The sequence below is a fragment of the Curvibacter sp. Hmag1.1 genome (genome assembly GCF_059769165.1).
In genome coordinates this window covers 2,721,695-2,739,712 of sequence record NZ_JBMBGX010000002.1, presented here as the reverse complement: position 1 = coordinate 2,739,712, position 18,018 = coordinate 2,721,695, and the positions used below count along the sequence as shown (strand labels likewise).

21 protein-coding genes are annotated in these 18,018 nt (G+C 63.1%); 9 read left to right on the top strand and 12 right to left on the bottom strand.

The genetic code is table 11. The annotated features are described in order from the left end of the window. Window positions 1–5: 5 nt before the first annotated feature. A complete protein-coding gene (locus ACOAP0_RS13645) occupies window positions 6–1,151 on the top strand; it encodes an MORN repeat-containing protein (protein ID WP_498376836.1) in 1,146 nt (381 codons plus the stop codon). Between the two features lie 122 nt (window positions 1,152–1,273). Here the strand turns inward: ACOAP0_RS13645 and ACOAP0_RS13640 are convergent, their stop codons facing one another. Then, a complete protein-coding gene (locus tag ACOAP0_RS13640; RefSeq protein WP_498376835.1) occupies window positions 1,274–2,461 on the bottom strand; it encodes an alkane 1-monooxygenase in 1,188 nt (395 codons plus the stop codon). Between the two features lie 74 nt (window positions 2,462–2,535). On the opposite strand from ACOAP0_RS13640, the gene ACOAP0_RS13635 reads away from it, so the two are divergent. Further along, complete coding sequence (locus ACOAP0_RS13635) at window positions 2,536–3,615, top strand: AraC family transcriptional regulator (RefSeq protein ID WP_498376834.1); 1,080 nt, start codon at window positions 2,536–2,538, stop codon at window positions 3,613–3,615. Here ACOAP0_RS13635 and ACOAP0_RS13630 read toward each other — a convergent pair. After that, window positions 3,596–4,348: a dienelactone hydrolase family protein gene (locus tag ACOAP0_RS13630; protein ID WP_498376833.1), complete on the bottom strand. Its 753-nt coding sequence runs from the start codon at window positions 4,346–4,348 to the stop codon at window positions 3,596–3,598. The two genes, ACOAP0_RS13635 and ACOAP0_RS13630, sit on opposite strands and share 20 nt — an antisense overlap. Before the next feature lie 142 nt (window positions 4,349–4,490). Between ACOAP0_RS13630 and ACOAP0_RS13625 the strand changes: the two genes are divergently transcribed. Then, on the top strand, window positions 4,491–5,252 hold the full coding sequence (locus ACOAP0_RS13625) for an SDR family oxidoreductase (protein WP_498376832.1): 762 nt from the start codon (window positions 4,491–4,493) through the stop codon (window positions 5,250–5,252). Window positions 5,253–5,296: 44 nt separating this feature from the next. Here ACOAP0_RS13625 and ACOAP0_RS13620 read toward each other — a convergent pair whose 3' ends face one another. Beyond that, a complete protein-coding gene (locus ACOAP0_RS13620; RefSeq protein ID WP_498376831.1) occupies window positions 5,297–6,232 on the bottom strand; it encodes an EamA family transporter in 936 nt (311 codons plus the stop codon). Window positions 6,233–6,297: 65 nt separating this feature from the next. Here ACOAP0_RS13620 and ACOAP0_RS13615 point away from each other — a divergent pair, with 65 nt between their 5' ends. Further along, window positions 6,298–6,768 carry an Lrp/AsnC family transcriptional regulator gene (locus tag ACOAP0_RS13615; protein ID WP_313878882.1) on the top strand — a complete coding sequence of 157 codons (471 nt, stop codon included), beginning with the start codon at window positions 6,298–6,300 and terminating at the stop codon, window positions 6,766–6,768. A gap of 63 nt (window positions 6,769–6,831) precedes the next feature. After that, window positions 6,832–7,695: a transglutaminase-like domain-containing protein gene (locus ACOAP0_RS13610; RefSeq protein WP_087496412.1), complete on the top strand. Its 864-nt coding sequence runs from the start codon at window positions 6,832–6,834 to the stop codon at window positions 7,693–7,695. A gap of 17 nt (window positions 7,696–7,712) precedes the next feature. Here ACOAP0_RS13610 and ACOAP0_RS13605 read toward each other — a convergent pair whose 3' ends face one another. Beyond that, complete coding sequence (locus ACOAP0_RS13605; RefSeq protein ID WP_481874132.1) at window positions 7,713–8,204, bottom strand: acyl-CoA thioesterase; 492 nt, start codon at window positions 8,202–8,204, stop codon at window positions 7,713–7,715. Between the two features lie 90 nt (window positions 8,205–8,294). On the opposite strand from ACOAP0_RS13605, the gene ACOAP0_RS13600 reads away from it, so the two are divergent. After that, window positions 8,295–8,882, top strand: coding sequence for a DUF1993 domain-containing protein (locus tag ACOAP0_RS13600; protein ID WP_498376830.1), 588 nt, complete (start codon window positions 8,295–8,297; stop codon window positions 8,880–8,882). Next, window positions 8,879–9,364: a hypothetical protein gene (locus tag ACOAP0_RS13595; protein WP_498376829.1), complete on the top strand. Its 486-nt coding sequence runs from the start codon at window positions 8,879–8,881 to the stop codon at window positions 9,362–9,364. Before ACOAP0_RS13600 ends, ACOAP0_RS13595 begins: the two co-directional genes overlap by 4 nt. Here the strand turns inward: ACOAP0_RS13595 and ACOAP0_RS13590 are convergent. After that, on the bottom strand, window positions 9,361–10,794 hold the full coding sequence (locus tag ACOAP0_RS13590; protein WP_498391437.1) for a Y-family DNA polymerase: 1,434 nt from the start codon (window positions 10,792–10,794) through the stop codon (window positions 9,361–9,363). The two genes, ACOAP0_RS13595 and ACOAP0_RS13590, sit on opposite strands and share 4 nt — an antisense overlap. Further along, complete coding sequence (gene imuA / locus ACOAP0_RS13585) at window positions 10,763–11,764, bottom strand: translesion DNA synthesis-associated protein ImuA (RefSeq protein WP_498376827.1); 1,002 nt, start codon at window positions 11,762–11,764, stop codon at window positions 10,763–10,765. The genes ACOAP0_RS13590 and imuA overlap by 32 nt, the downstream gene beginning before the upstream one ends. Before the next feature lie 131 nt (window positions 11,765–11,895). On the opposite strand from imuA, the gene ACOAP0_RS13580 reads away from it, so the two are divergent. Beyond that, window positions 11,896–12,525, top strand: coding sequence for an HD domain-containing protein (locus ACOAP0_RS13580; protein WP_498376826.1), 630 nt, complete (start codon window positions 11,896–11,898; stop codon window positions 12,523–12,525). Window positions 12,526–12,537: 12 nt separating this feature from the next. Then, window positions 12,538–13,122 (top strand): flavin reductase family protein, encoded by a 585-nt coding sequence (locus tag ACOAP0_RS13575; RefSeq protein ID WP_498376825.1) that lies wholly within the window; start codon window positions 12,538–12,540, stop codon window positions 13,120–13,122. A 7-nt stretch (window positions 13,123–13,129) separates the two neighbouring features. Here ACOAP0_RS13575 and ACOAP0_RS13570 read toward each other — a convergent pair whose 3' ends face one another. The 6 genes from ACOAP0_RS13570 to ACOAP0_RS13545 form a co-directional block, all read right to left on the bottom strand. Continuing rightward, the gene (locus ACOAP0_RS13570) at window positions 13,130–13,621 is read right to left on the bottom strand and encodes a C40 family peptidase (RefSeq protein WP_498376824.1); all 492 of its coding nucleotides are present in this window, start codon (window positions 13,619–13,621) and stop codon (window positions 13,130–13,132) included. Then, window positions 13,621–14,853, bottom strand: coding sequence for a multidrug effflux MFS transporter (locus tag ACOAP0_RS13565; protein WP_498376823.1), 1,233 nt, complete (start codon window positions 14,851–14,853; stop codon window positions 13,621–13,623). Before ACOAP0_RS13565 ends, ACOAP0_RS13570 begins: the two co-directional genes overlap by 1 nt. A gap of 102 nt (window positions 14,854–14,955) precedes the next feature. After that, window positions 14,956–15,705 (bottom strand): SDR family NAD(P)-dependent oxidoreductase, encoded by a 750-nt coding sequence (locus tag ACOAP0_RS13560; RefSeq protein ID WP_481874121.1) that lies wholly within the window; start codon window positions 15,703–15,705, stop codon window positions 14,956–14,958. A 129-nt stretch (window positions 15,706–15,834) separates the two neighbouring features. After that, entirely contained in the window at window positions 15,835–16,794 is a 960-nt protein-coding gene (locus ACOAP0_RS13555; RefSeq protein ID WP_498376822.1) for a GlxA family transcriptional regulator, read from the bottom strand. Then, window positions 16,791–17,717, bottom strand: coding sequence for an EamA family transporter (locus ACOAP0_RS13550; RefSeq protein ID WP_498377782.1), 927 nt, complete (start codon window positions 17,715–17,717; stop codon window positions 16,791–16,793). Before ACOAP0_RS13550 ends, ACOAP0_RS13555 begins: the two co-directional genes overlap by 4 nt. A gap of 14 nt (window positions 17,718–17,731) precedes the next feature. After that, window positions 17,732–17,998 carry a DUF1272 domain-containing protein gene (locus ACOAP0_RS13545; protein ID WP_498376821.1) on the bottom strand — a complete coding sequence of 89 codons (267 nt, stop codon included), beginning with the start codon at window positions 17,996–17,998 and terminating at the stop codon, window positions 17,732–17,734. Window positions 17,999–18,018 lie beyond the last annotated feature (20 nt).

Sequence of the window (18,018 nt, the reverse complement as noted above, 5' to 3'; positions counted from 1 at the left end):
AGGCCATGAAAAACAATCTGAATAAATTTGCTGTCATTGCCGCAGGATTTATCTTTGCCCTCATTGCCTGTAAAGCCACTCTGGCTCGTACCCTAATTGAGGTGGAACACGTTGCCAAAGGCGGTTGCAGGATTGTTCTTTTTGAGGATGCATTAGCTAGAGATTCAGAAAAGGACTCAGCACTTCTTTCATGGTCTGGAAAATGCAAGGATGGTTACGCTGATGGCCTTGGGACATTTGTTTCGAAGCAAAAGGGCATTGAGATAACAGTCACCGCAACCCTCATACGTGGACGTCTTGAAGGAGAGGGAACGTATGAAGCTTCAAAAGCCAATGGAGATCGCGAGTTCTTCAAAGGAATTTTTGCTAATGGTTTGCGGAATGGAGATGGCCATCAATTCACCACAAAGAAAGGTCAGACCTCCGCTACTTACACTGGCAATTTTGCAGCTGGACTCCCCCATGGAAACGGTAAATTAGAGTACGACGGAACCATATATACAGGGGATTTCATCGAGGGGCGAGCAACAGGAATTGGTACGATTACCTCGCCTAGTAGAGTTGTTTACTTTGGCGAAGTACGCGACGGGAAACCAAGCGGCAATGGAAAGCTTACCTTTACTGATGGAACAACGATCGCGGGCACTTTCTCGTCGAACAAACCATTAACGATCGGCACCATTGACAGTCCCAAGGGATATCGATACGAAGGGGAACTTGACAACTACAAACCGTCAGGCCGCGGTAAGCTTTTTAATCCGATGGGCTCCACGTTCATTGGTGACTTTAAAAATGGAAGACCTATTGGCATGGGTGTAGTAGAGACTAAAGCTGGGGAGAGAATTGAGGTTACTGCGATTAATGAAAAAATCATTCCTCGCGACCCCTCGGTTGCTAAAGCACAACCTGCTCCAGTTGATGAGGAAGAAAAAACTAGTTGGCTTCAAGACCTTGGCGCAATAGCAGCAAGGATTAACGCAGCACAAAATCGGCCCACACCCCAAGGATCAATTAAAAGTGATCGCACATCCGGTTTTCTTAAAAGCGAGCGCACGTCCGGATTTAATAAGATATGCATATATGACACGATTCGTGGCGAGGTAGCGATCGATCGAAGTGCCACTGACATATGTCCGCTCTCACCTGATTAAATGAAAAGCTCTCGCTGCCTAGCGAGAGGAAAAAGCCACAAGTTAAGCATGACACCCTTTATCAAGCTGCAATTATCGATTTGTGGGTAGTGCTAGGAACTGCCCCGTGGCTAGGGCACCGCTTACCGGTCCACCAAACCGTATTTCGCCATCAGCCGTTCTCGTTGCCCCGGTGCAAAGTTGATGCGCGCCGGGTCACGCCCCACCGCCGCAAGCAGGCGCTTGTCCATCACCGCAAACCACAAGGGCGGCACATAGGCGATGGGGAACATGCCGAAGTAACCACTGGGCAGCTGCGGTGCTTCGTCAAAGTGCCGCAGCGACTGGTAACGCCGCAATGGGTGGGCGTGGTGGTCCGAATGGCGCTGCAAGTGGAAGGTCGCCCAGTTGGAGAACACGTGGTTGCTGTTCCAAGAATGCTGCGGCTTGCAGGTTTCAAACCGGCCATTGGCATCCTGCTGGCGAAGCAGGCCGTAGTGCTCGATGTAGTTGGCCGATGTGAGCTGAAAGTTCGACCACAGTGACGCCAGCACCAAAAAGCCCAGCACCTGCGGCCCCAGCCACACGCACAGCGCAGCCCACAGTGCGACGGTAATAGCTGCTGGTTGCAATATCTCGTTGTGCCATGACCAGAAGGCCTGTCCGTCCAAGCGGGTGCGCTCGCGCTCCAGCGCCCATGCGCGGCGCCAGGCACCGGGCATTTCGCGCCACACAAAACGCCAGATCGATTCGCCCATTCGCGAAGAGGCCGGGTCTTGCGGGGTGGCCACATCGCGGTGGTGGCCACGGTTGTGCTCGATGGTGAAGTGGCCGTAAAACGTGGGCGCCAAAATCAGTTTGGCTAGCCAGCGCTCCAGCGGCGCGCGCTTGTGGCCGATCTCATGGCCCAGATTGATACAAAAGCCGCCCACACCGCCGGTAGAAATGATGAGCCCCAACAGCCCCACCCAGGTAATGCCGGCCACCTGGCTGAACCAGGCTGCACCGATGAACGCCGCCCATAGCAAAGGCACCAGCGCAAAGGTCACACGGCGGTAGTAAGGGTCCGCCTCCAGCCCGGGCACTGCCGATTCGGGCGGGTTGCTGGTGTCGGTGCCCAGCATCCAATCGAGTGCGGGCGCCACGCCATACACAAAGAACACCGGCAGCCACAACATCAGCGTGTGCGGGTACCAGAACCACAGCAAAGGGCCCGTCGCGATCGACAAGGGCACCAGCAAAGACAACACCCAGGCAAAGCGCTTGCGGTCCACATACGGCTGCACGGGTGCGGGGGATGACGGGGGGATGGGGAGGTTGGCAGTAGTCATGGCCGCAGTGTCAAAGCGCCAAGCATGGGTTACCACCGATAGCGCTGCCAAAGGGTCGTCTTAAACTGCCAAACATGCCCTATTTGCCCGCCACCAAGGGAAAACACCCAGCCCCGCAGGCCCGCCCCGCGGCCGGTGCCGAGGCATTGGTACACCCGATTTACGCGCGCCTGCTGCGCATGCTGCTGCAGCAAGCCGCGATTGACAGCGACCGCGTGCTGGCCGCCGCTGCGCTTGACTGGAACCAGCTGCTCACCACCGAGCAGCGCTTGCCGCGCGACACAGTGATTCGGCTGGTGCAAGCCGCCATGCAGGCCACCGGCAAACCCTGGCTGGGCCTGGAGCTGGGCGATCAAGCGCCGGTGTCAGCCCACGGCCCGCTGGGCTATGCCGCCGTCACGGCGCCGGACCTTCAACATTGCCTGATGGTGCTGGGGCGCTACGGCCCGGTGCGGGAAGACAGTTTCAGCTGGTCCTTCCAGATGCGCCTCGAAGGCGGCACCCTGCAAGTGATTGACCGGCTGGACTGGGGCAGTGCGCGCAGCTTTGTGCTCGACACCATGGCCGCGGCCCTGGTGCGGGTGCTGCATGCCGCAGTGGGCTCTCTGCCTGCAGGCCTGCGGCTGGATGTGCCCCTGCCCCGCCCCGCGTGGGTGGCGCACTACGAGCGCGCCCTGCCCTTGCCCTTGCAATTCGGGCAGCCCACACTGGCTTTGCATGTGCCGGCCGCCGCCTTGCGCCTGCCGTTGCTGGGTGCAGATGCCCGTGCCCACGCCGCCGCCTGCCATGAGTGCGATGCAGCCTTGGCTGAGCTGGTGCAAAGCAGCATGGCGCAGCGCGTGGCCAGCCTGCTGGGCCACACCCCGGAAGGCAGCTACCCCCGCCTGCCGGACATCGCGGCCCAATGCGAAGTGTCCGAGCGCACCCTGATGCGGCGCCTCGCCCTGGAGGGCACCTCGTTCCAGCAACTGCTGGACGCCCACCAACAAAGCCGCACACTCTGGCTCTTGCAACACACCAGCGACAGCGTGGAAGACATCGCCGGCCGCTTGGGCTACACCGACACGTCCAACTTCAGCCGCACCGTCAAGCGCTGGTTCGGCTACACGCCCAGCGCCTTGCGCAAGGGCACGCTCAGTACAGCGCCCGCCTGAACAACCCAATCGCCATCTGGTAGCCCAGCAGTTGCAGCTCCGCGTCATAGCGCTCACCCTCGTCACGCATAAAGGCGTGCACGCCATTGAACTCGTGCCAGGTGAAGTTCACACCGGCTTTCACCAGGGTGCTGTACACCAGCGCGCGGCCTTCGGGCGGGATGTGGGGGTCTTGCTTGCCCCAGATCATTTGCAACTCACCTTTGATTTCGGACGTGCGGGTCAGGCTGTCGTTGCCGGCGCTTGAGGGCACCATGCCGGAATGGATGTCGGTGGCGTAGAAGCACGACGTGGCGCTGATGGCCGGGTTCATGGCCGCGCGGTACGCCAGCCCGCCCCCTAAGCAAAAGCCCATGGCGCCTACGCGGCCCGAGCAGTAAGACAAGGTGCGCAGGTGGTCGATGATGGCTTGCGCATCGCTGTCGTGCGCTTCCAGCGTCTTGACCACTTTGTCGGCGTTGCCCTTGTCGCGCCCGGCGTCGTCATAGCCCAGCACGGTGCCGATGGGGTTGAGCTCATGGAACACCTCGGGCACCACCACCACAAAGCCGTGCCCGGCCATGATCTGCGCGCTGCGGCGTATGGGGCCGGTCTGCTGAAAAATTTCAGAATAGAGAATGATGGCCGCGTATTGCTTGGGCGCTGCGCCCTCAGACTCCTTGGGGCGGTACACGGTGCAGCGCATCACGCCGGTGGGGGTGGAGAGGTCAACTTCATGGGACTGGATTTGCACAGCAATAACTCCGGTGAAAAACGTGCCCCGAGTATCCGGCACTAGAGGGTACGGTCCGCGCCCTGTCGCGCGGGTTACGCCTGCGGCGGCGTGGCGCCATACCGCGGCCTAAGATGCCTTTTTTTGCGGCAAGGGGCATTCCATGGACATTCGGTTTGACAACAAAGTGGTGCTGGTCACTGGCGGTGGCGGTGGCATTGGGCGGGCCAGTGCGCTGGCGTTTGCGCGTGCGGGTGCCAAGGTCGCAGTGACCGACCGCGACGTGGCAGCAGGCGAAGAAACCACCGCACAAGTCAAAGCGCTGGGGGCCGAGGCGCTGTTCATTGCGGCGGATGTGATGCAGGCCGCGCAGGTGCAAGCCATGGTGACTCAGGTGGTGGCGCACTTCGGGCGGCTGGACTGCGCCTTCAACAACGCTGGCATTGAAGAAGAACACATGCGCCTGGCCGACTGCGAAGAGGCCACTTTCGACCGCATCATGGGCGTGAACGTCAAGGGCGTGTGGCTGTGCATGAAGTACCAGATTGCGCAGATGCTTGCCCAAGGTGGCGGCGCCATCGTCAACACTGCATCGGTGGCCGGGCTGGTGGGCGCACCCAAGATGTCGGCCTACAGCGCGAGCAAGCATGCAGTGATTGGCCTCACCAAATCTGCCGCGGTGGAATACGGGCGCAAAGGCATTCGCGTGAACGCGGTGTGCCCCGGCGTGATCCGCACGGTGATGCTGGAGCGCGCAGTGCAAGCCGACCCCAAGGTAGCCGCCACCGTAGCAGGCGCCCACCCGATCGGCCGCATTGGCGAGCCCGATGAAGTGGCCGCCGCAGTGCTGTGGCTCAGCTCGGATGCGTCCAGCTTTGTGACCGGCCTGGCTCACACGGTGGATGGTGGGCTGACTTCGATTTAAAGCGTTTGTCCGGGGGACTGCCCCCGGCACTCACACCAGGCTTTTCACGGCCGGGCTGTGCGGCTGCGCACCCAACCCACAATGGCCGGGCCGTACATGATCATGGCCAGCGCACCGGCAATCAGCGGCAAGGCCAGAAACACCCAGCCGGTGAGCACTTCTTTACCGATAACTACACCCACCACCAAGGCTACGGCGGGGTTTACAAACGAGTAGCTGCCGGCCACCGCGGCGGTGGTGTTTTGCAGCAGCCAGAGGTAGGCATTGAGCGCTATCAGCGTGCCGAACACCAGCAGGTACCACCAGGCCAACCAGGCTTCGTGCGACACATTGCCCAGCGCACCTTGTGGCTCGATGAGCGACGCAGCTACCACCCCCATGAGCCCGCCGGCCAGCCACTCGGTGGCCGAGGCCATGGCAGGGCCCGGCAAGTCCAGCTTGCGGGATGCGTAAGAGCCCACGCTCCAGCACAGCGGTGCGCCAAAGGCAGCCAAGGCACCCAGCCAGCTGGCAGAAAAGTCGCCCTCCATGGCCAGCAACAAAGCCCCCGCCACACCCAGCACCAAGCCTACCCAGCTGGTAGTGGGCACACGTTCGCCGCCCAGGCGTGTCCACAGCGCCAGCCACATGGGCATGGTGGTGATGACGGTGGCCATGAGCCCGGAGCCGATGCCCTGCTTTTGCGCGAACACCACCAGGTTCATGGACACAAACACCATCAGCCCGCCCACCAGCGCGGCATTGCGCCACTGGCGCCAGCTGGGCAGCTTTTCGCCGCGCCACAGGGCCCAGGCCAGCATGATCACACCGGCCAGCATGAAGCGGGTGGCATTCATCCACAGCGGGGGAAAGCTGTGCACCGCCACGCCGATGGCAAAGTAGGTGGTGCCCCAGACGATGTAGACCAACCAGAGCGCCACCATGAGGCGCCAGAATGGGGACAAACGCCAGCCTTGCTGAATATTGAGTGCCGAAATCATGAATAGTCCGTAAAATTTACGGCAACCAGCGCCGCTGGGCGTGATATTACCGAAAAACCAGCCCAATGCAAGCAAATATTCAGACAGACGCCATCGATGCCAAAATTCTTACGGCGTTAGGCGAAGACGGCCGACGTTCTTACGCCGAGGTGGGTGCGGATGTGGGCTTGTCTACCGCTGCGGTGCATGAGCGGGTCAAGAAAATGCTGGAACGCGGTGTGATTCGCCGCTTTTCCATCAGCGTGGACCCGCACACCGTGGGGCTGAACTTCACCGCGTTTGTGGCGATTCGCAACGATGGCGGCGCCCACTGCCGCGACATTGCTCCCCGCCTGCGCGAGCTGCCCTCGGTGCAAGAACTGCACAGTGTGGCCGGCGAATACGACCTGCTGGCCAAGGTGCGCACCCCGCATGCCCGCGACCTGGAGGCGGTGCTGCTGCAGATCAAGGCCATCCCCGGTGTAGCGCGCACCACCAGCACCGTGGTGCTGAACACCGAGTTCGAAGACCAGCCCCTGCGCCTGCCCGGCACCTGAAAGCACACCCCCTTGCAGGGCGGCGCACAGACAAAAGCGCGCCAAACCTGTAGAAGGGGGGGGATGATCCGCCTTCGCCTTGCCATCCAGCTGCACTACCAAGTGCAGCCCCCGGGCGGCGACTTTGTATTCCACCTGCACGCGGCCTTCACGCCGCGCCAGCGGGTGGTGTCCGAGTCGCTGCACTTCAGCCAGCCCCTGGCCTACACACTGGAGAGCAGCCCGCCCTCCACCAACCGCGTCCTGCGTACCAGTGCCTTGCCCGGCATGCTGCAAGTGGCCTATGCGGCGACGGTGGATCTGGACCATTGGGTGGCAGCGCCCGCCACCATCGCAGAAGTGCCGGTCAGCCGCCTGCCTACCAACGTGCTGCCCTACCTGTACCCCAGCCGCTACTGTCAGTCGGATTTGCTGCTGCAATTCGCCCAGCAGGAGTTCGGCCAGCGCTGGCAGGGCTACAGCCGGGTGCAGGCCATTCGCGACTGGGTGCTGCAGCACACCGCCTTCAGCCCCAACACCTCCAATAGCAATACCTCGGCGTTGGACACCCTTCAAAGCCATGTGGGGGTGTGCCGCGACTTTGCGCACCTGATGATTGCGCTGTGCCGTGCAGCCAATGTGCCGGCCCGCTTTACCACCGGCATCGACTACGGGGCCGACCCCGCGCTGGGGCCGACCGACTTCCATGCCTATGTGGAAGCCTATGTGGGCGACCGCTGGTATTTGTTTGACCCCTCAGGCACCGCCATCCCCATGGGCCTGGTGCGCTTTGCCACCGGGCGCGATGCGGCCGACGTGGCCTTTGCCACCATCTTCGGCTCCGTGCAAAGCAGCACCCCGGTGATCAGCATCGAAGCCATTCCAGGGGCAGACGGCCTGCTGCGGGTGCCGCACCACAGCGCCGATGCGCTCAGCACCGACGGCTGAGCACGGACTAAAAAGACTCAGGCCGCGCCGGGCTGGCGGGTGGTCTTGCGGAATTTTTCTTCCAGCTCGTGGCGCAGGGCCTTGCGCATCTGGGCAGCCTCGAAGCGGCGCTTTTCGTCATCGGTCTCGGGCTGCAGCGCCGGCACCGGCGCGGCCTTGCCGTGGTCGTCCACCGCCACCATGGTGAAGAAGCAGCTGTTCACATGGCGCACTTCTTGGGTGCGGATGTTTTCGGCAATCACCTTGATGCCCACTTCCATGGACGACTTGCCGGTGTAGTTCACGCTGGCCAGAAAAGTCACCAGCTCCCCCACATGGATGGCCTGCAAAAACAGCACCCGGTCCACACTCAGCGTCACCACATAGCGCGAGGCATAGCGGCTGGCACAGGCATAGGCCACCTGGTCAAGCAGCTTGAGAATGGCGCCGCCGTGTACGTTGCCGGAGAAGTTGGCCATGTCGGGCGACATGAGCACGGTCATGGTGAGTTGGTGGGTAGGCAGGTTCATGGCAGCGTGTGGTGCAAAAAGCGTTCCAAGGAATGTGCAAGCCAAGCCTGCGCGGAGGCCCGCAGTGTAAGGGGCCGCTATATTGGCTGCATGTCATTGTCCGCCCCAGCCCACCCCTCCCCCGATCCCACCGCTGCTCCGTCAGCGCTGCCGCCCCTTTTCACCGCCAGCGTACCGGTGTTTGACCGCTACCTTATTCAACTGCAGGGCTTGCTGGCCAAGGCCGCCGCGCACTGCGCACAGCAAGGCACCCCGGAAGCGGCGCTGCTGCAGGCCCGCCTGGCGCCCGACATGCTGCCCCTGGGTGTGCAGGTGGAAATTGCAGTGAACTTTGTGTTCCGGGCGTGTGCACCGCTGGCCGGCCAGCCCGTACCACCCTTCGGCGAGCACGGCGAGAGCTTGGCCAAGTTACAAGCGCGGGTGGAGGCAGCGCAAGCCTTTCTGCACACCCTGCAACCGGAGGACTTTGCCGCAGCTGCCGGCCGCACTATCCACGACCCGGCCGGTCAAGCCACGGTGGCGCTGGATGGCAGCACCTTTTTGCAGCAGTACGCGCTGCCCAACTTCTTTTTCCACCTCAGCATGGTCTACGCCCTGCTGCGCCAGCACGGCCTGCCGCTCAGCAAAGGTGACTTCGACGGCTGGCATGTGTACTCCCAGATGGGGCAGGCTACATGAACATCTTGCGTTGCCTGCTGCTGACAAGCCTTGCCTGGGGAGCCGGAGCTGGGTTTGCAGAGACACCGCCACCCACACCAACCGATGCATCCACTCAAGCCATTTGGGTGAATCTGGGGGGCATCTCCTGGCATGACGACCGACGCAAGGGCTACAACGAAAACAATTGGGGGCTGGGTCTGGAGTACCCCTTGCAAGCCGACATAGCGCTGATGGGAGGCGCCTTTCACAACAGCGTGCACAAGACCAGTGGCTACGTCGCCATCAAATGGCAACCCCTCACCCTGAGCGACTGGAAACTGGGTCTATCAACGGGTGTGATGAACGGCTATCCGGGTATTCATCGCGGTGGCGCCTTTCTGGCCGCTCTGCCCATGGCCAGCTACGAAGGTTCACGATTCGGCGTGAATCTGGCGCTGGTGCCCTATGTGGATCGGGCAGAAGGCGCATTGGCTATCCAATTCAAGTTCCGCCTGCGTTAGCTAAACAAACCGTGCAGGTACCACGGCACGGCCTGCCCGGCCTCTTCCACTGCGGTACTACGCCCTAGCCGCTCGCAGTACACCCACACCAACCCCGCCTGCGGGCTGCGGGCCATGTAGTAGTCGCGCAAAGCGGGCTCACCTTCGAGCCAGCCCGTCTCCAGACGCTGCGGGCCGGCCAGTAGTGTGAGTTCGCCGTGGTAGTGGGGAATGCTTTGGCGCACCACCAAACGCTGCGGCACCGGCAACAGCCAGGTGGGGTACAGGTCGGCCGCGGGCAGCACATCACGCTCTGATTCAGGGTCTTTTGGGCCTCTAGCGCTTATGGAATGTGCGCGAGCAGCTCCTGATTTCATAGCACCTTGGTTTTCCTTGCGCGCAGCATCCGCCCGCCATGGCTGCCAGCGCTGCATGCGTTCCGGCCGGTGGTCGGCCTGCGGGGTGGCGCACTGCACGCTGTGCGCGCCCAGCCGGGCGGCCAGGCGCTCCAGGGTCTGGTGCAGGCTGTCGCCCTTGCGCACGTCTTCGGGCAGCAGGCTGTGACTCTCGCCACCCAGCGGTTGGGTCTGCAGGCTGCGCAGGCGCAGGTACAGCACCGGCGCCGGCAGGGTGACGCGAGCCAACTGCTCACCCAGAATGCGCTTCAGGTGGCTCATGTCCTGCGTGGCCTCGGCGGTACGCAACTCCAGTCGGCCTTGCTGGCCGCCTTGGTGGTGGGCGTCCACATGGCGGGTGTTGGCGCGGCGCGCATCCAGCTCCCACAGCAGCTCCAGCGCCAGCACCCCCGACTGGCGGGCGCGCAGCCACACCAGCAGCTGCGCCAGCAGGCGGCGCGCGCCGAACAACAAGGCCGGTGCCGAATCCACACTCGCCGCCAGCTCCAGCGGGGCATCAAACACATCGGGCAGCGTGAGCCAAGGGTAGACCTCAGGGCGCTGGCCGTAGGCGCGGTCCAGCGCGTCCACCACCTCGGCACCAAAGCGCCGCACCACGCCGCCCCGCGGCAAGGCCCGCAGCTGCCCCCAAGTGCGCATGCCCAAGCGGGCCAACGTGGGCAGGTGAGGCTGGGCCGCCGCCAGGGTATGCACCGGCAGAGCATCGGGCAGCACCGCACGCACCGGCGCGGCCTGCCCCACCCGACAGGCATGTACCTGCAACGCTGCCAGTGCTATCAAAGAAGTAGCGCCTTGCGCATATTCCAGGTGCGCTAGCTGCCTATTTGACTCCAAAAGCTGCTGCAACAAGGCGGTGCGCCCGCCGAACAGGCGCTCGCTGGCGGACACCTCCAGCACCAGCGCATCGCCCACGCGGGCCACCAGCGGCGTGAAACGCAGGGCCCACCATGCCAGCGCGGTGGACGCATCCACCAGCGCAGGCTCGGTCGGGGCGGCCGCTGCATCAGGCGACGGCCGCAGTGCGATCCAGTGCATGGCCCGCCTCCGCTTCCATAGGCCCAACCGCATCGGCCATACCGCGCGCCGCCACGGACAGCTCGCCCTGCGCGGGCGGCAGCGGCGGCCACGGGAACGCCTGGCTCTCCACGCCGCCCAGCGCCTGCTGCTGAAATGCGGCGCGCGCGGCTTGTGTATCCAACGGCGTGGCAGACAACATCCTCCACGCTGACGCACCATCTTGCGCACTGCTTTGTAGCAAGGCTCGGCCGGCGGCCAACAACAAGCCCAATTGCTGGCTGCGTGCCTGCAAGTGCAAAGGCTCTGCCAACGGCGGGCCGCGCCGCTTGAGGATGTCGACCTCCAGCCCGTCCAGCAACAACCCTTGCAGCGGATGCCGGGCGCGGGCCATTGGCTGCACCCACAGGCGCAGCACGGCGGGTGATGCATCGCTGCGCGCCCGGTCCGGCCGCATCACAAACAGCAGCTTGTGGTGCTCGGCCGCAGCCAGGTGCAGGCGACGCAGCTGGTCGCCCCGGGCCTGCGGTAACCAGGCCAGCACGGCGTCCACCTCTGCGCAACGCAGCAGCTGCTCGGTGGCCCAGAGACGACCACTCGCTTCATCTTTGACCCGCGTGCCCACCCCTGCCGTGACCGACGCCAGCACCGACAGCAGCCGCCCCGAGCGCAAGCCCAACCGGGAGAGTGCCGGTGCAAACGGCAGCTGCGGCGGCCCCACCATCACCACCGGGCCGCGCCCGCACGCCGCCAGCGCAGGAAGCAGCAGACGCCATTCGCTGTGCGCGCCGGGAGGCTGCAGCAGCTCCACCAAGGCACCCACCGGCCAACCGCCGCCGGGCAAATGCGCATCCAACAAGGCATCCCCCGTGGCCTGCACCGACTGCACCGGGCTCGCCAGAGTGTGCGCGTGCCAGACACCGGCGTGGATGTCCTGAGGGTCCGGAACACCGGTGGCAGAGGTAGTGGAATGGCGCGCAGCGCTAGTCATGGCAAGGGCTTCGACAAATTACTGTATTTTTAAACAGTATATTGAAAAGCCCACTGCTATCAAAATCAAGAACAGTGTTTGCAGGCCTGGCGGGCGCTGGCGGCTTGGCTGGTTTTGCTAGAGTGCCTGCCATGAACACCGCACCGCCTTTGGCCGCCCTGAAACCCCTGTTTGCAACTGTCTGGCACGATGCCGGCGCGCGCACCGACGGCACCGCGCTGTGCGACGCACTGCTGGCCGCCTACTCCGAGCCGCATCGGCACTACCACAGCACCCAGCATCTGGCCGAATGCCTGCAAGGGTTTGAAGCAGTGAGCCACCTGGCACAGCGGCCTGCCGAGGTGGCGCTGGCACTCTGGTTTCATGACGCCGTGTATGACGTTCAACGCCACGACAACGAAGCCCAAAGCGCGGACTGGGCCCGTCAGGCGCTTACCACCGCCGGTGTGCAGGCAGACGTGGCAGAGCGCGTCTACGAGCTGGTCATGGCTACCCGCCATACCAGCGTGCCCGCCGCGGGCGATGCGCAGTTGCTGGTGGACATTGACCTCTCCATCCTGGGCGCCGAGGCGCAGCGCTTTGCGCAATACGAGCAACAGATCCGCGCGGAGTATGCCTTCGTACCCGAGGACCTGTTCCGCACCAAGCGCAAAGAGGTACTGCAGTCCTTCGCAGAACGCCCCCGCATCTACAACACCGACCACTTTCACGCCGCACTGGAGGTCCGTGCGCGGGCGAATCTGGCGCGGGCGGTGGCTTAACCACACACCTCCATGAACACCCTGCCCGACTTCTGTGCTTCCGTCCCGCTGGACAAGGCCTACCGCCTGCTTAACCATGGCCCCACGGTGTTGGTGTCATCCGCGCATGCTGGCGAACACAACGTGATGGCCGCCGCCTGGTCCATGCCACTGGACTTCCAGCCACCCAAGGTGATAGTGGTCATCGACAAGGCCACCCGCACCCGTGCGCTGGTCGAAGGTAGCGGCTGGTTTGCGCTCAACATCCCGGCCCGCGCTCTGGCGCAAGCCACGCTGGGGGTGGGTACCGACAGCGCACTCACCACGCCTGACAAACTGCACCGCCATGGCATCCACACGTTTACACCGCAGGAAAGCTCTGTGCCACTGGTGCAGGGCTGCGTGAGCTGGTTACTGTGCAAGGTACTGCCCGAACCACACAACCAACAGACGTACGACCTGTTCATCAGCGAAGTGACCCACGCTTGGGCGGACAGTCGCGTGTTCATCAATGGGCACTGGAAATTCGACCAAGCACCGGATGACTTGCGCACGCTGCACTACGTGGCGGGTGGGCAGTTCTTTGTGATCGGGGAAAGCGTAAAGCTGGACACGTGAGCACCTCTTACGGCCTGCGGTAACTCACCTGCTGCTTGGCCCAGTACGGCGAATTCAAGCTATCCAGCCGCACCGTGCCGCCGGTAGACGGCGCGTGCACAAAGCGGCCCTCACCCACGTAGATGCCGGCATGGTTGGCGCGGCCGTTTTGCACGAAGACGACCAAATCACCCGTGCGCAGGCTGGGCGCGGGGATGCTGGTGCCCCAGTCGATCAGGCCACCGGTTGTGCGCGGCGCCACGACACCGGCGCGTTGTTTGTAGACATAACCGATCAGGCCGCTGCAATCGAAGCCGCTAGCGGGCGTGTTGCCGCCGTAGCGATAGGGTGTGCCCACCAGGCCGATGGCCATGACGGTAACGTCATTAGCTTGCTCCAGGGTCAAACGGGCGGCAGGTTGCGGTGCTGCTGCGGGCGCTGAAGGTGTCGTAGGCGCACTGGAACAAGCTGCCAACACCATCACTGTGCTGGCAAGCAGCAAACCCCATAGTGTGCGCATCACAGCTCCTCCACACGCCGTCCGATCTCGGGCCAGCGGCTGCGAATGAACACCCAGGAGCACAGGCCCACGCACATCATCAGCACCGAGGCACTGGCCAAACCGATGGTGGAATGCATGACCAGCGGCGACACCACCCCGGCCACAATGCCGTTGGCCGTAGAGCCCACAAACATCTGCAAACTCGACGCCATGCCCCGGCGGTCCGGGTGCAGGTCCAGCACCAGCAAGGTCACCACCGGCACCATGAGCGCCCAGCCGAAAGCGAAGATGGCAATGGGAAAGAGCGCCCAGCTCACATGTGCCTTGAACAGCAGATTGGCCATAAGGTTGATGACGCCAATGGTGAGCATGATGGAAAAGCCGTTACGGATCTGGCGCTTCGGGCTGATCTTGCCGGCCACCCGGCCACTCACAAACGCGCCACCCATGATGCCGCTGATCGTGAGTATGAAAAACCAGAAGAACTGCTGGGGCTGCAACCCCAGGTGTTCGCCCAAAAACACCGGCGCACTCAGCACATACAAAAACATGCCGTTGAACGGAATGCCGCTGGCCAGCGCCAGCAACAAGAAGCGCGGGTCGGAGCCCAGCTTCCAATAACCGGCCAGCAGGTTTTTGACATGGAAGTGCTGGCGCTGTGCGGGTGGCAAGGTTTCTGGCAGCAGGAAATAGTTGGACGTCCACAGCGCAACGCCGACTGCGGCCAGGAACCAGAAGATGCCGTGCCAGCTGGCGTGAATCAGCAACCAACCGCCCACCATGGGCGCAATGGCGGGTGCCACCCCGAAGAAGATGGTGACCTGGCTCATGACCTTTTGCGCTTGCGACGGCGGATACACATCACGAATGACCGCACGTGAAATCACAATGCCCGCACCGGTGCACAAACCCTGCATGGCCCTGAAGAAGATGAGCTGGCCGATAGTCTGCGACAGCGCACACCCGACCGATGCAACAGTGAACGCTGCCAGCCCCCACAGCACCACCGGGCGCCGGCCGAAGCTGTCTGAAATGGAGCCATGGAACAGCGCCATGAAGGCAAAGCCGAACAGGTAGGCCGACAGCGTTTGCTGCATTTGCACCGGCGTGGCCCCCAGCGACTGGCTGATGCCGGCAAACGCAGGCAGGTACGTATCAATAGAGAACGGCCCCAACATGCCCAGCAAGGCAAGCAGGATGGAGAACGCCCATTGCGGGGCGCGCCAGAGTTTTTGGGCTTCGGGGGTCATGGATGCAGCAGACTGGTACAGCCTGCTATTGAACCATGCTCAGCGCCTCTGACGGCCGTCTTCGGCTTAAGCCACCACGAAACTCACATCTCAACCACCTGCTCAGCGCGCGAGATAGCCACCATCCACCGGGTAGTACGCCCCGGTGACAAACGAGGCACGGTCGGAGGCCAACCACACCACCAGCTCAGCCACCTCTTCAGGCCGTCCCAATCGGCCCATGGCATGGGCGGCAACCAGCATGGCGTGGGTCGCAGGGTCTTCCGAGAGTTTGCTGACCATGGGCGTCTCAATAAAGCCCGGCCCCACTGCATTCACCCGCACACCTTGCGCGCTGTACTCCAGTGCAGCTACCTGAGTCAGCCCCACCACCCCGTGCTTGGCGGCGGTATAGGCCACAGAGCCCGTGAAGCCCACGGCACCCAACACCGAGGCGATGTTGACGATGGAGCCACCACCATGCTTGAGCATGGCTTCAATCTGGGCCTGCATGCCGTAGAAGACGCCGCTCAGATTGATATTGAGCACGCGGGTCCAGCCGTTCAGCGGGTAGTCGGCCGTGGGAGCCGTAGGGCCGGCAATGCCAGCGTTGTTGCAAGCAATGTCCAACCGTCCGTAATGCACCACTGCGCGTGCCACCAAGGCCTGTGCTTCGGCGGGCTTGCCCACATCGGCCGCTACAAAAATCGCCTCGCCACCTTGGGCGCGGACCAGGGCCACGGTGTCGGCTCCGGCGTCCAACTGCACATCCGACACCACCACACGCGCACCTTCACGCGCCAACAGCAAGGCCACTGCGCGGCCTATGCCTGATGCGGCTCCGGTGACCAGCGCCACTTTGTGTTTCAACATTGCGTCTCTCCTGCCATGCATGTGCGGCAAGACACCGCATGGGGCCAGAGTAGGTAGCGCAGTGCTGCATGTCGGTTCGCTGGCGAACCTTCGTCTCAACACCACTTTCTGCGCAGCCTGTGGGCAGGCTCAATCAGCCACGCGCGCACTGGCCGGCGAGCCGGCTTCATATTTGCGCCACACGCGGCGCAAGTCGCGTGCCGACGCAAAACCACAGGCCTCGGCCACACGCTCCACCGACAGGCCCTGACGTGCCAGCAAGTCTTTGGCGCGGGCAATTCGTAATTGCTGCTGGTAGACCACGACACTGATGCCGGTGTGTTGTGCAAACAAGCGGCTTAGATGCCGGGGGCTGACACAGGCCACATCAGCCAGATCCGCCAAGCTCCAGTTGCGCTGGGGCTCTCGGGCAATTGAGTCTTGCGCGCGGTGAACCGCGGGGTGCATGTGGTTGCGGTGTGCCAGCCAGGGCGACATTTGCGGGTCGTGGGTGCCGCGGCGCTGGTACATCACCAAGCGGCGGGCCACGCGCGCCGCCAGCTCTGCGCCAGCCTCCTGCTCAATCAAGTACAGCGCTAGGTCAATACCGGTGGTGATGCCTGCACTGGTAAGCACGCCGCCATCGTCCACAAAGATGCGGTCAGACACCACCTGCGCACTGGGGGCCAGCGCCTGCAAATCGGCAATCAGGGTGTGATGAGTGGTGCAGTGCCGCCCATCCAGACAGCCGGCTTGCGCCAGCAACAAGGCCCCCGAGCAGATGCTGGCCATGCGTGTGCCCGATTGGGGCACGGCGCGCAACCACTGCACCACGGAGCGGGCCTCGGGGGTGGCGTAGTCCACCACCTCGTTGCTGTTGCCCACCACCAAGACCAAGCTGCGCGCTGGCAGGGTGGCGGGTAGCGCCTCTAGCCCGGACAGGCCCGTACCCAGAGAGGTCGGGATGTCATTCTGCGGGCCACAGGCATGCAGAACGATAGGTGCCCCCATGTCGCGCGCCATGCGCAGGGCCTCCGCCGGACCGGCGTAGTCCAGCATCAGCACATTGGGCGTGAGCACCAGATAGATGTGGAGTACTGCGTCGTTCATCCAGCGTTCCGGAATTGCTGTACACGCGCCATCCAACGCGTCATCAAGGGTCCACCGAATACATTGAACAGCAAGCCCGCCATCAACAGCGCGCCACCGGCAAAGTGCACCGGACGCAAGGCCTCGCCGAACACCAGCCAACCCGTGGTCAAGCCGACCACCGGCACCAGCAGTGTGAACGGCGCGACCCGGTTGGTCGCGTAGCGGGACATGAGGTGCGTCCACAAGCCATAGCCCAGCAAGGTGGCTGCCCAAGCGAGGTAGGCGATGGCCGCGAAGGTGCTCCAGCCGATATGCTGCATGGCGGAGGCTATTGCGTCAGGCCCTTCCATCACAAGCGACAGCGCCAGAAACGGAAGCGGCGGCACCAGGCTCGCCCACACCACAAAGGCCAACTGGTTCATCGGGCCGTAGCGGCTCACGGTGCGGGTCAAGATATTGCCGCAGGCCCACATGACGGCCGCTGCCACGGTAAGCAAAAAGCCCAACAGCGGCATGGACACGCCAGTGCCTGCCGGCCCTGCGGCGCTGCCGATCAACACCAAGCCGCAGGCGGCCAGCAACAGCCCGGCCATCTGGTTGGCCTGCCAACGCTCTTTGAGCCACCAGGCCGCCAGCAGCAGGGTGAAGAACGATTGCGACTGCAGCACCAGCGACGCCAAGCCCGAAGGCATGCCTGCGTGGATGGCAGTGAACAAAAATGCAAACTGCCCCACCGAAATGGTGAGGCCATAGGCCAGGTACCAGCGCAGTGGCACCTTGGGCGGCTTCATGAATAACAGCGCCGGGAATGCCGCCAAGGCAAAACGCAAGGCACCCAGCAACAAGGGCGGCACCCCGACCACCCCCACTTTGATGACGGCAAAGTTCACGCCCCACACCAGAATGACCAGCAGCGCCAGCGCCAGGTCTTTGGGCCGCATGGGTATGGCCGCGCTCATGCGGATGCCGCCGAGTCAGCTTTCTGCGCGCACCCCAGGGGCTTGAAGACCCGCTCGGTTGAGGGCGGGTTGTTGGCCACCTTGGCGGCCGGACGCACCGGGCGGCGCAACAACTCACCTCTGCAATTGGGGCAAATGCCGTTCAACTTGGTATCTGCGCAGTCCGCACAAAACGTGCATTCAAACGAACAGATGCGGGCATTCAGGGCGGCGGGCGGCAAATCAGTATTGCAGCATTCGCAGTTGGGGCGGAGTTGGAGCATGGCGGTTTCGGCTTCAAGGA

Bases quoted from the DNA above. Each gene is read 5' to 3' on its own strand.
- ACOAP0_RS13550 (WP_498377782.1), bottom strand. From the start codon at position 17,717: ATGCGGCCCAAAGACCTGGCGCTGGCGCTGCTGGTCATTCTGGTGTGG.
- ACOAP0_RS13590 (WP_498391437.1), bottom strand. From the start codon at position 10,794: ATGCACTGGATCGCACTGCGGCCGTCGCCTGATGCAGCGGCCGCCCCG.
- ACOAP0_RS13645 (WP_498376836.1), top strand. From the start codon at position 6: ATGAAAAACAATCTGAATAAATTTGCTGTCATTGCCGCAGGATTTATC.
- ACOAP0_RS13560 (WP_481874121.1), bottom strand. From the start codon at position 15,705: ATGTTGAAACACAAAGTGGCGCTGGTCACCGGAGCCGCATCAGGCATA.
- ACOAP0_RS13610 (WP_087496412.1), top strand. From the start codon at position 6,832: ATGATCCGCCTTCGCCTTGCCATCCAGCTGCACTACCAAGTGCAGCCC.
- ACOAP0_RS13565 (WP_498376823.1), bottom strand. From the start codon at position 14,853: ATGACCCCCGAAGCCCAAAAACTCTGGCGCGCCCCGCAATGGGCGTTC.
- ACOAP0_RS13600 (WP_498376830.1), top strand. From the start codon at position 8,295: ATGTCATTGTCCGCCCCAGCCCACCCCTCCCCCGATCCCACCGCTGCT.
- ACOAP0_RS13640 (WP_498376835.1), bottom strand. From the start codon at position 2,461: ATGACTACTGCCAACCTCCCCATCCCCCCGTCATCCCCCGCACCCGTG.
- ACOAP0_RS13625 (WP_498376832.1), top strand. From the start codon at position 4,491: ATGGACATTCGGTTTGACAACAAAGTGGTGCTGGTCACTGGCGGTGGC.
- ACOAP0_RS13570 (WP_498376824.1), bottom strand. From the start codon at position 13,621: ATGCGCACACTATGGGGTTTGCTGCTTGCCAGCACAGTGATGGTGTTG.
- ACOAP0_RS13620 (WP_498376831.1), bottom strand. From the start codon at position 6,232: ATGATTTCGGCACTCAATATTCAGCAAGGCTGGCGTTTGTCCCCATTC.
- ACOAP0_RS13605 (WP_481874132.1), bottom strand. From the start codon at position 8,204: ATGAACCTGCCTACCCACCAACTCACCATGACCGTGCTCATGTCGCCC.
- ACOAP0_RS13580 (WP_498376826.1), top strand. From the start codon at position 11,896: ATGAACACCGCACCGCCTTTGGCCGCCCTGAAACCCCTGTTTGCAACT.
- ACOAP0_RS13575 (WP_498376825.1), top strand. From the start codon at position 12,538: ATGAACACCCTGCCCGACTTCTGTGCTTCCGTCCCGCTGGACAAGGCC.
- ACOAP0_RS13635 (WP_498376834.1), top strand. From the start codon at position 2,536: ATGCCCTATTTGCCCGCCACCAAGGGAAAACACCCAGCCCCGCAGGCC.
- ACOAP0_RS13615 (WP_313878882.1), top strand. From the start codon at position 6,298: ATGCAAGCAAATATTCAGACAGACGCCATCGATGCCAAAATTCTTACG.
- imuA (WP_498376827.1), bottom strand. From the start codon at position 11,764: ATGACTAGCGCTGCGCGCCATTCCACTACCTCTGCCACCGGTGTTCCG.
- ACOAP0_RS13555 (WP_498376822.1), bottom strand. From the start codon at position 16,794: ATGAACGACGCAGTACTCCACATCTATCTGGTGCTCACGCCCAATGTG.
- ACOAP0_RS13545 (WP_498376821.1), bottom strand. From the start codon at position 17,998: ATGCTCCAACTCCGCCCCAACTGCGAATGCTGCAATACTGATTTGCCG.
- ACOAP0_RS13595 (WP_498376829.1), top strand. From the start codon at position 8,879: ATGAACATCTTGCGTTGCCTGCTGCTGACAAGCCTTGCCTGGGGAGCC.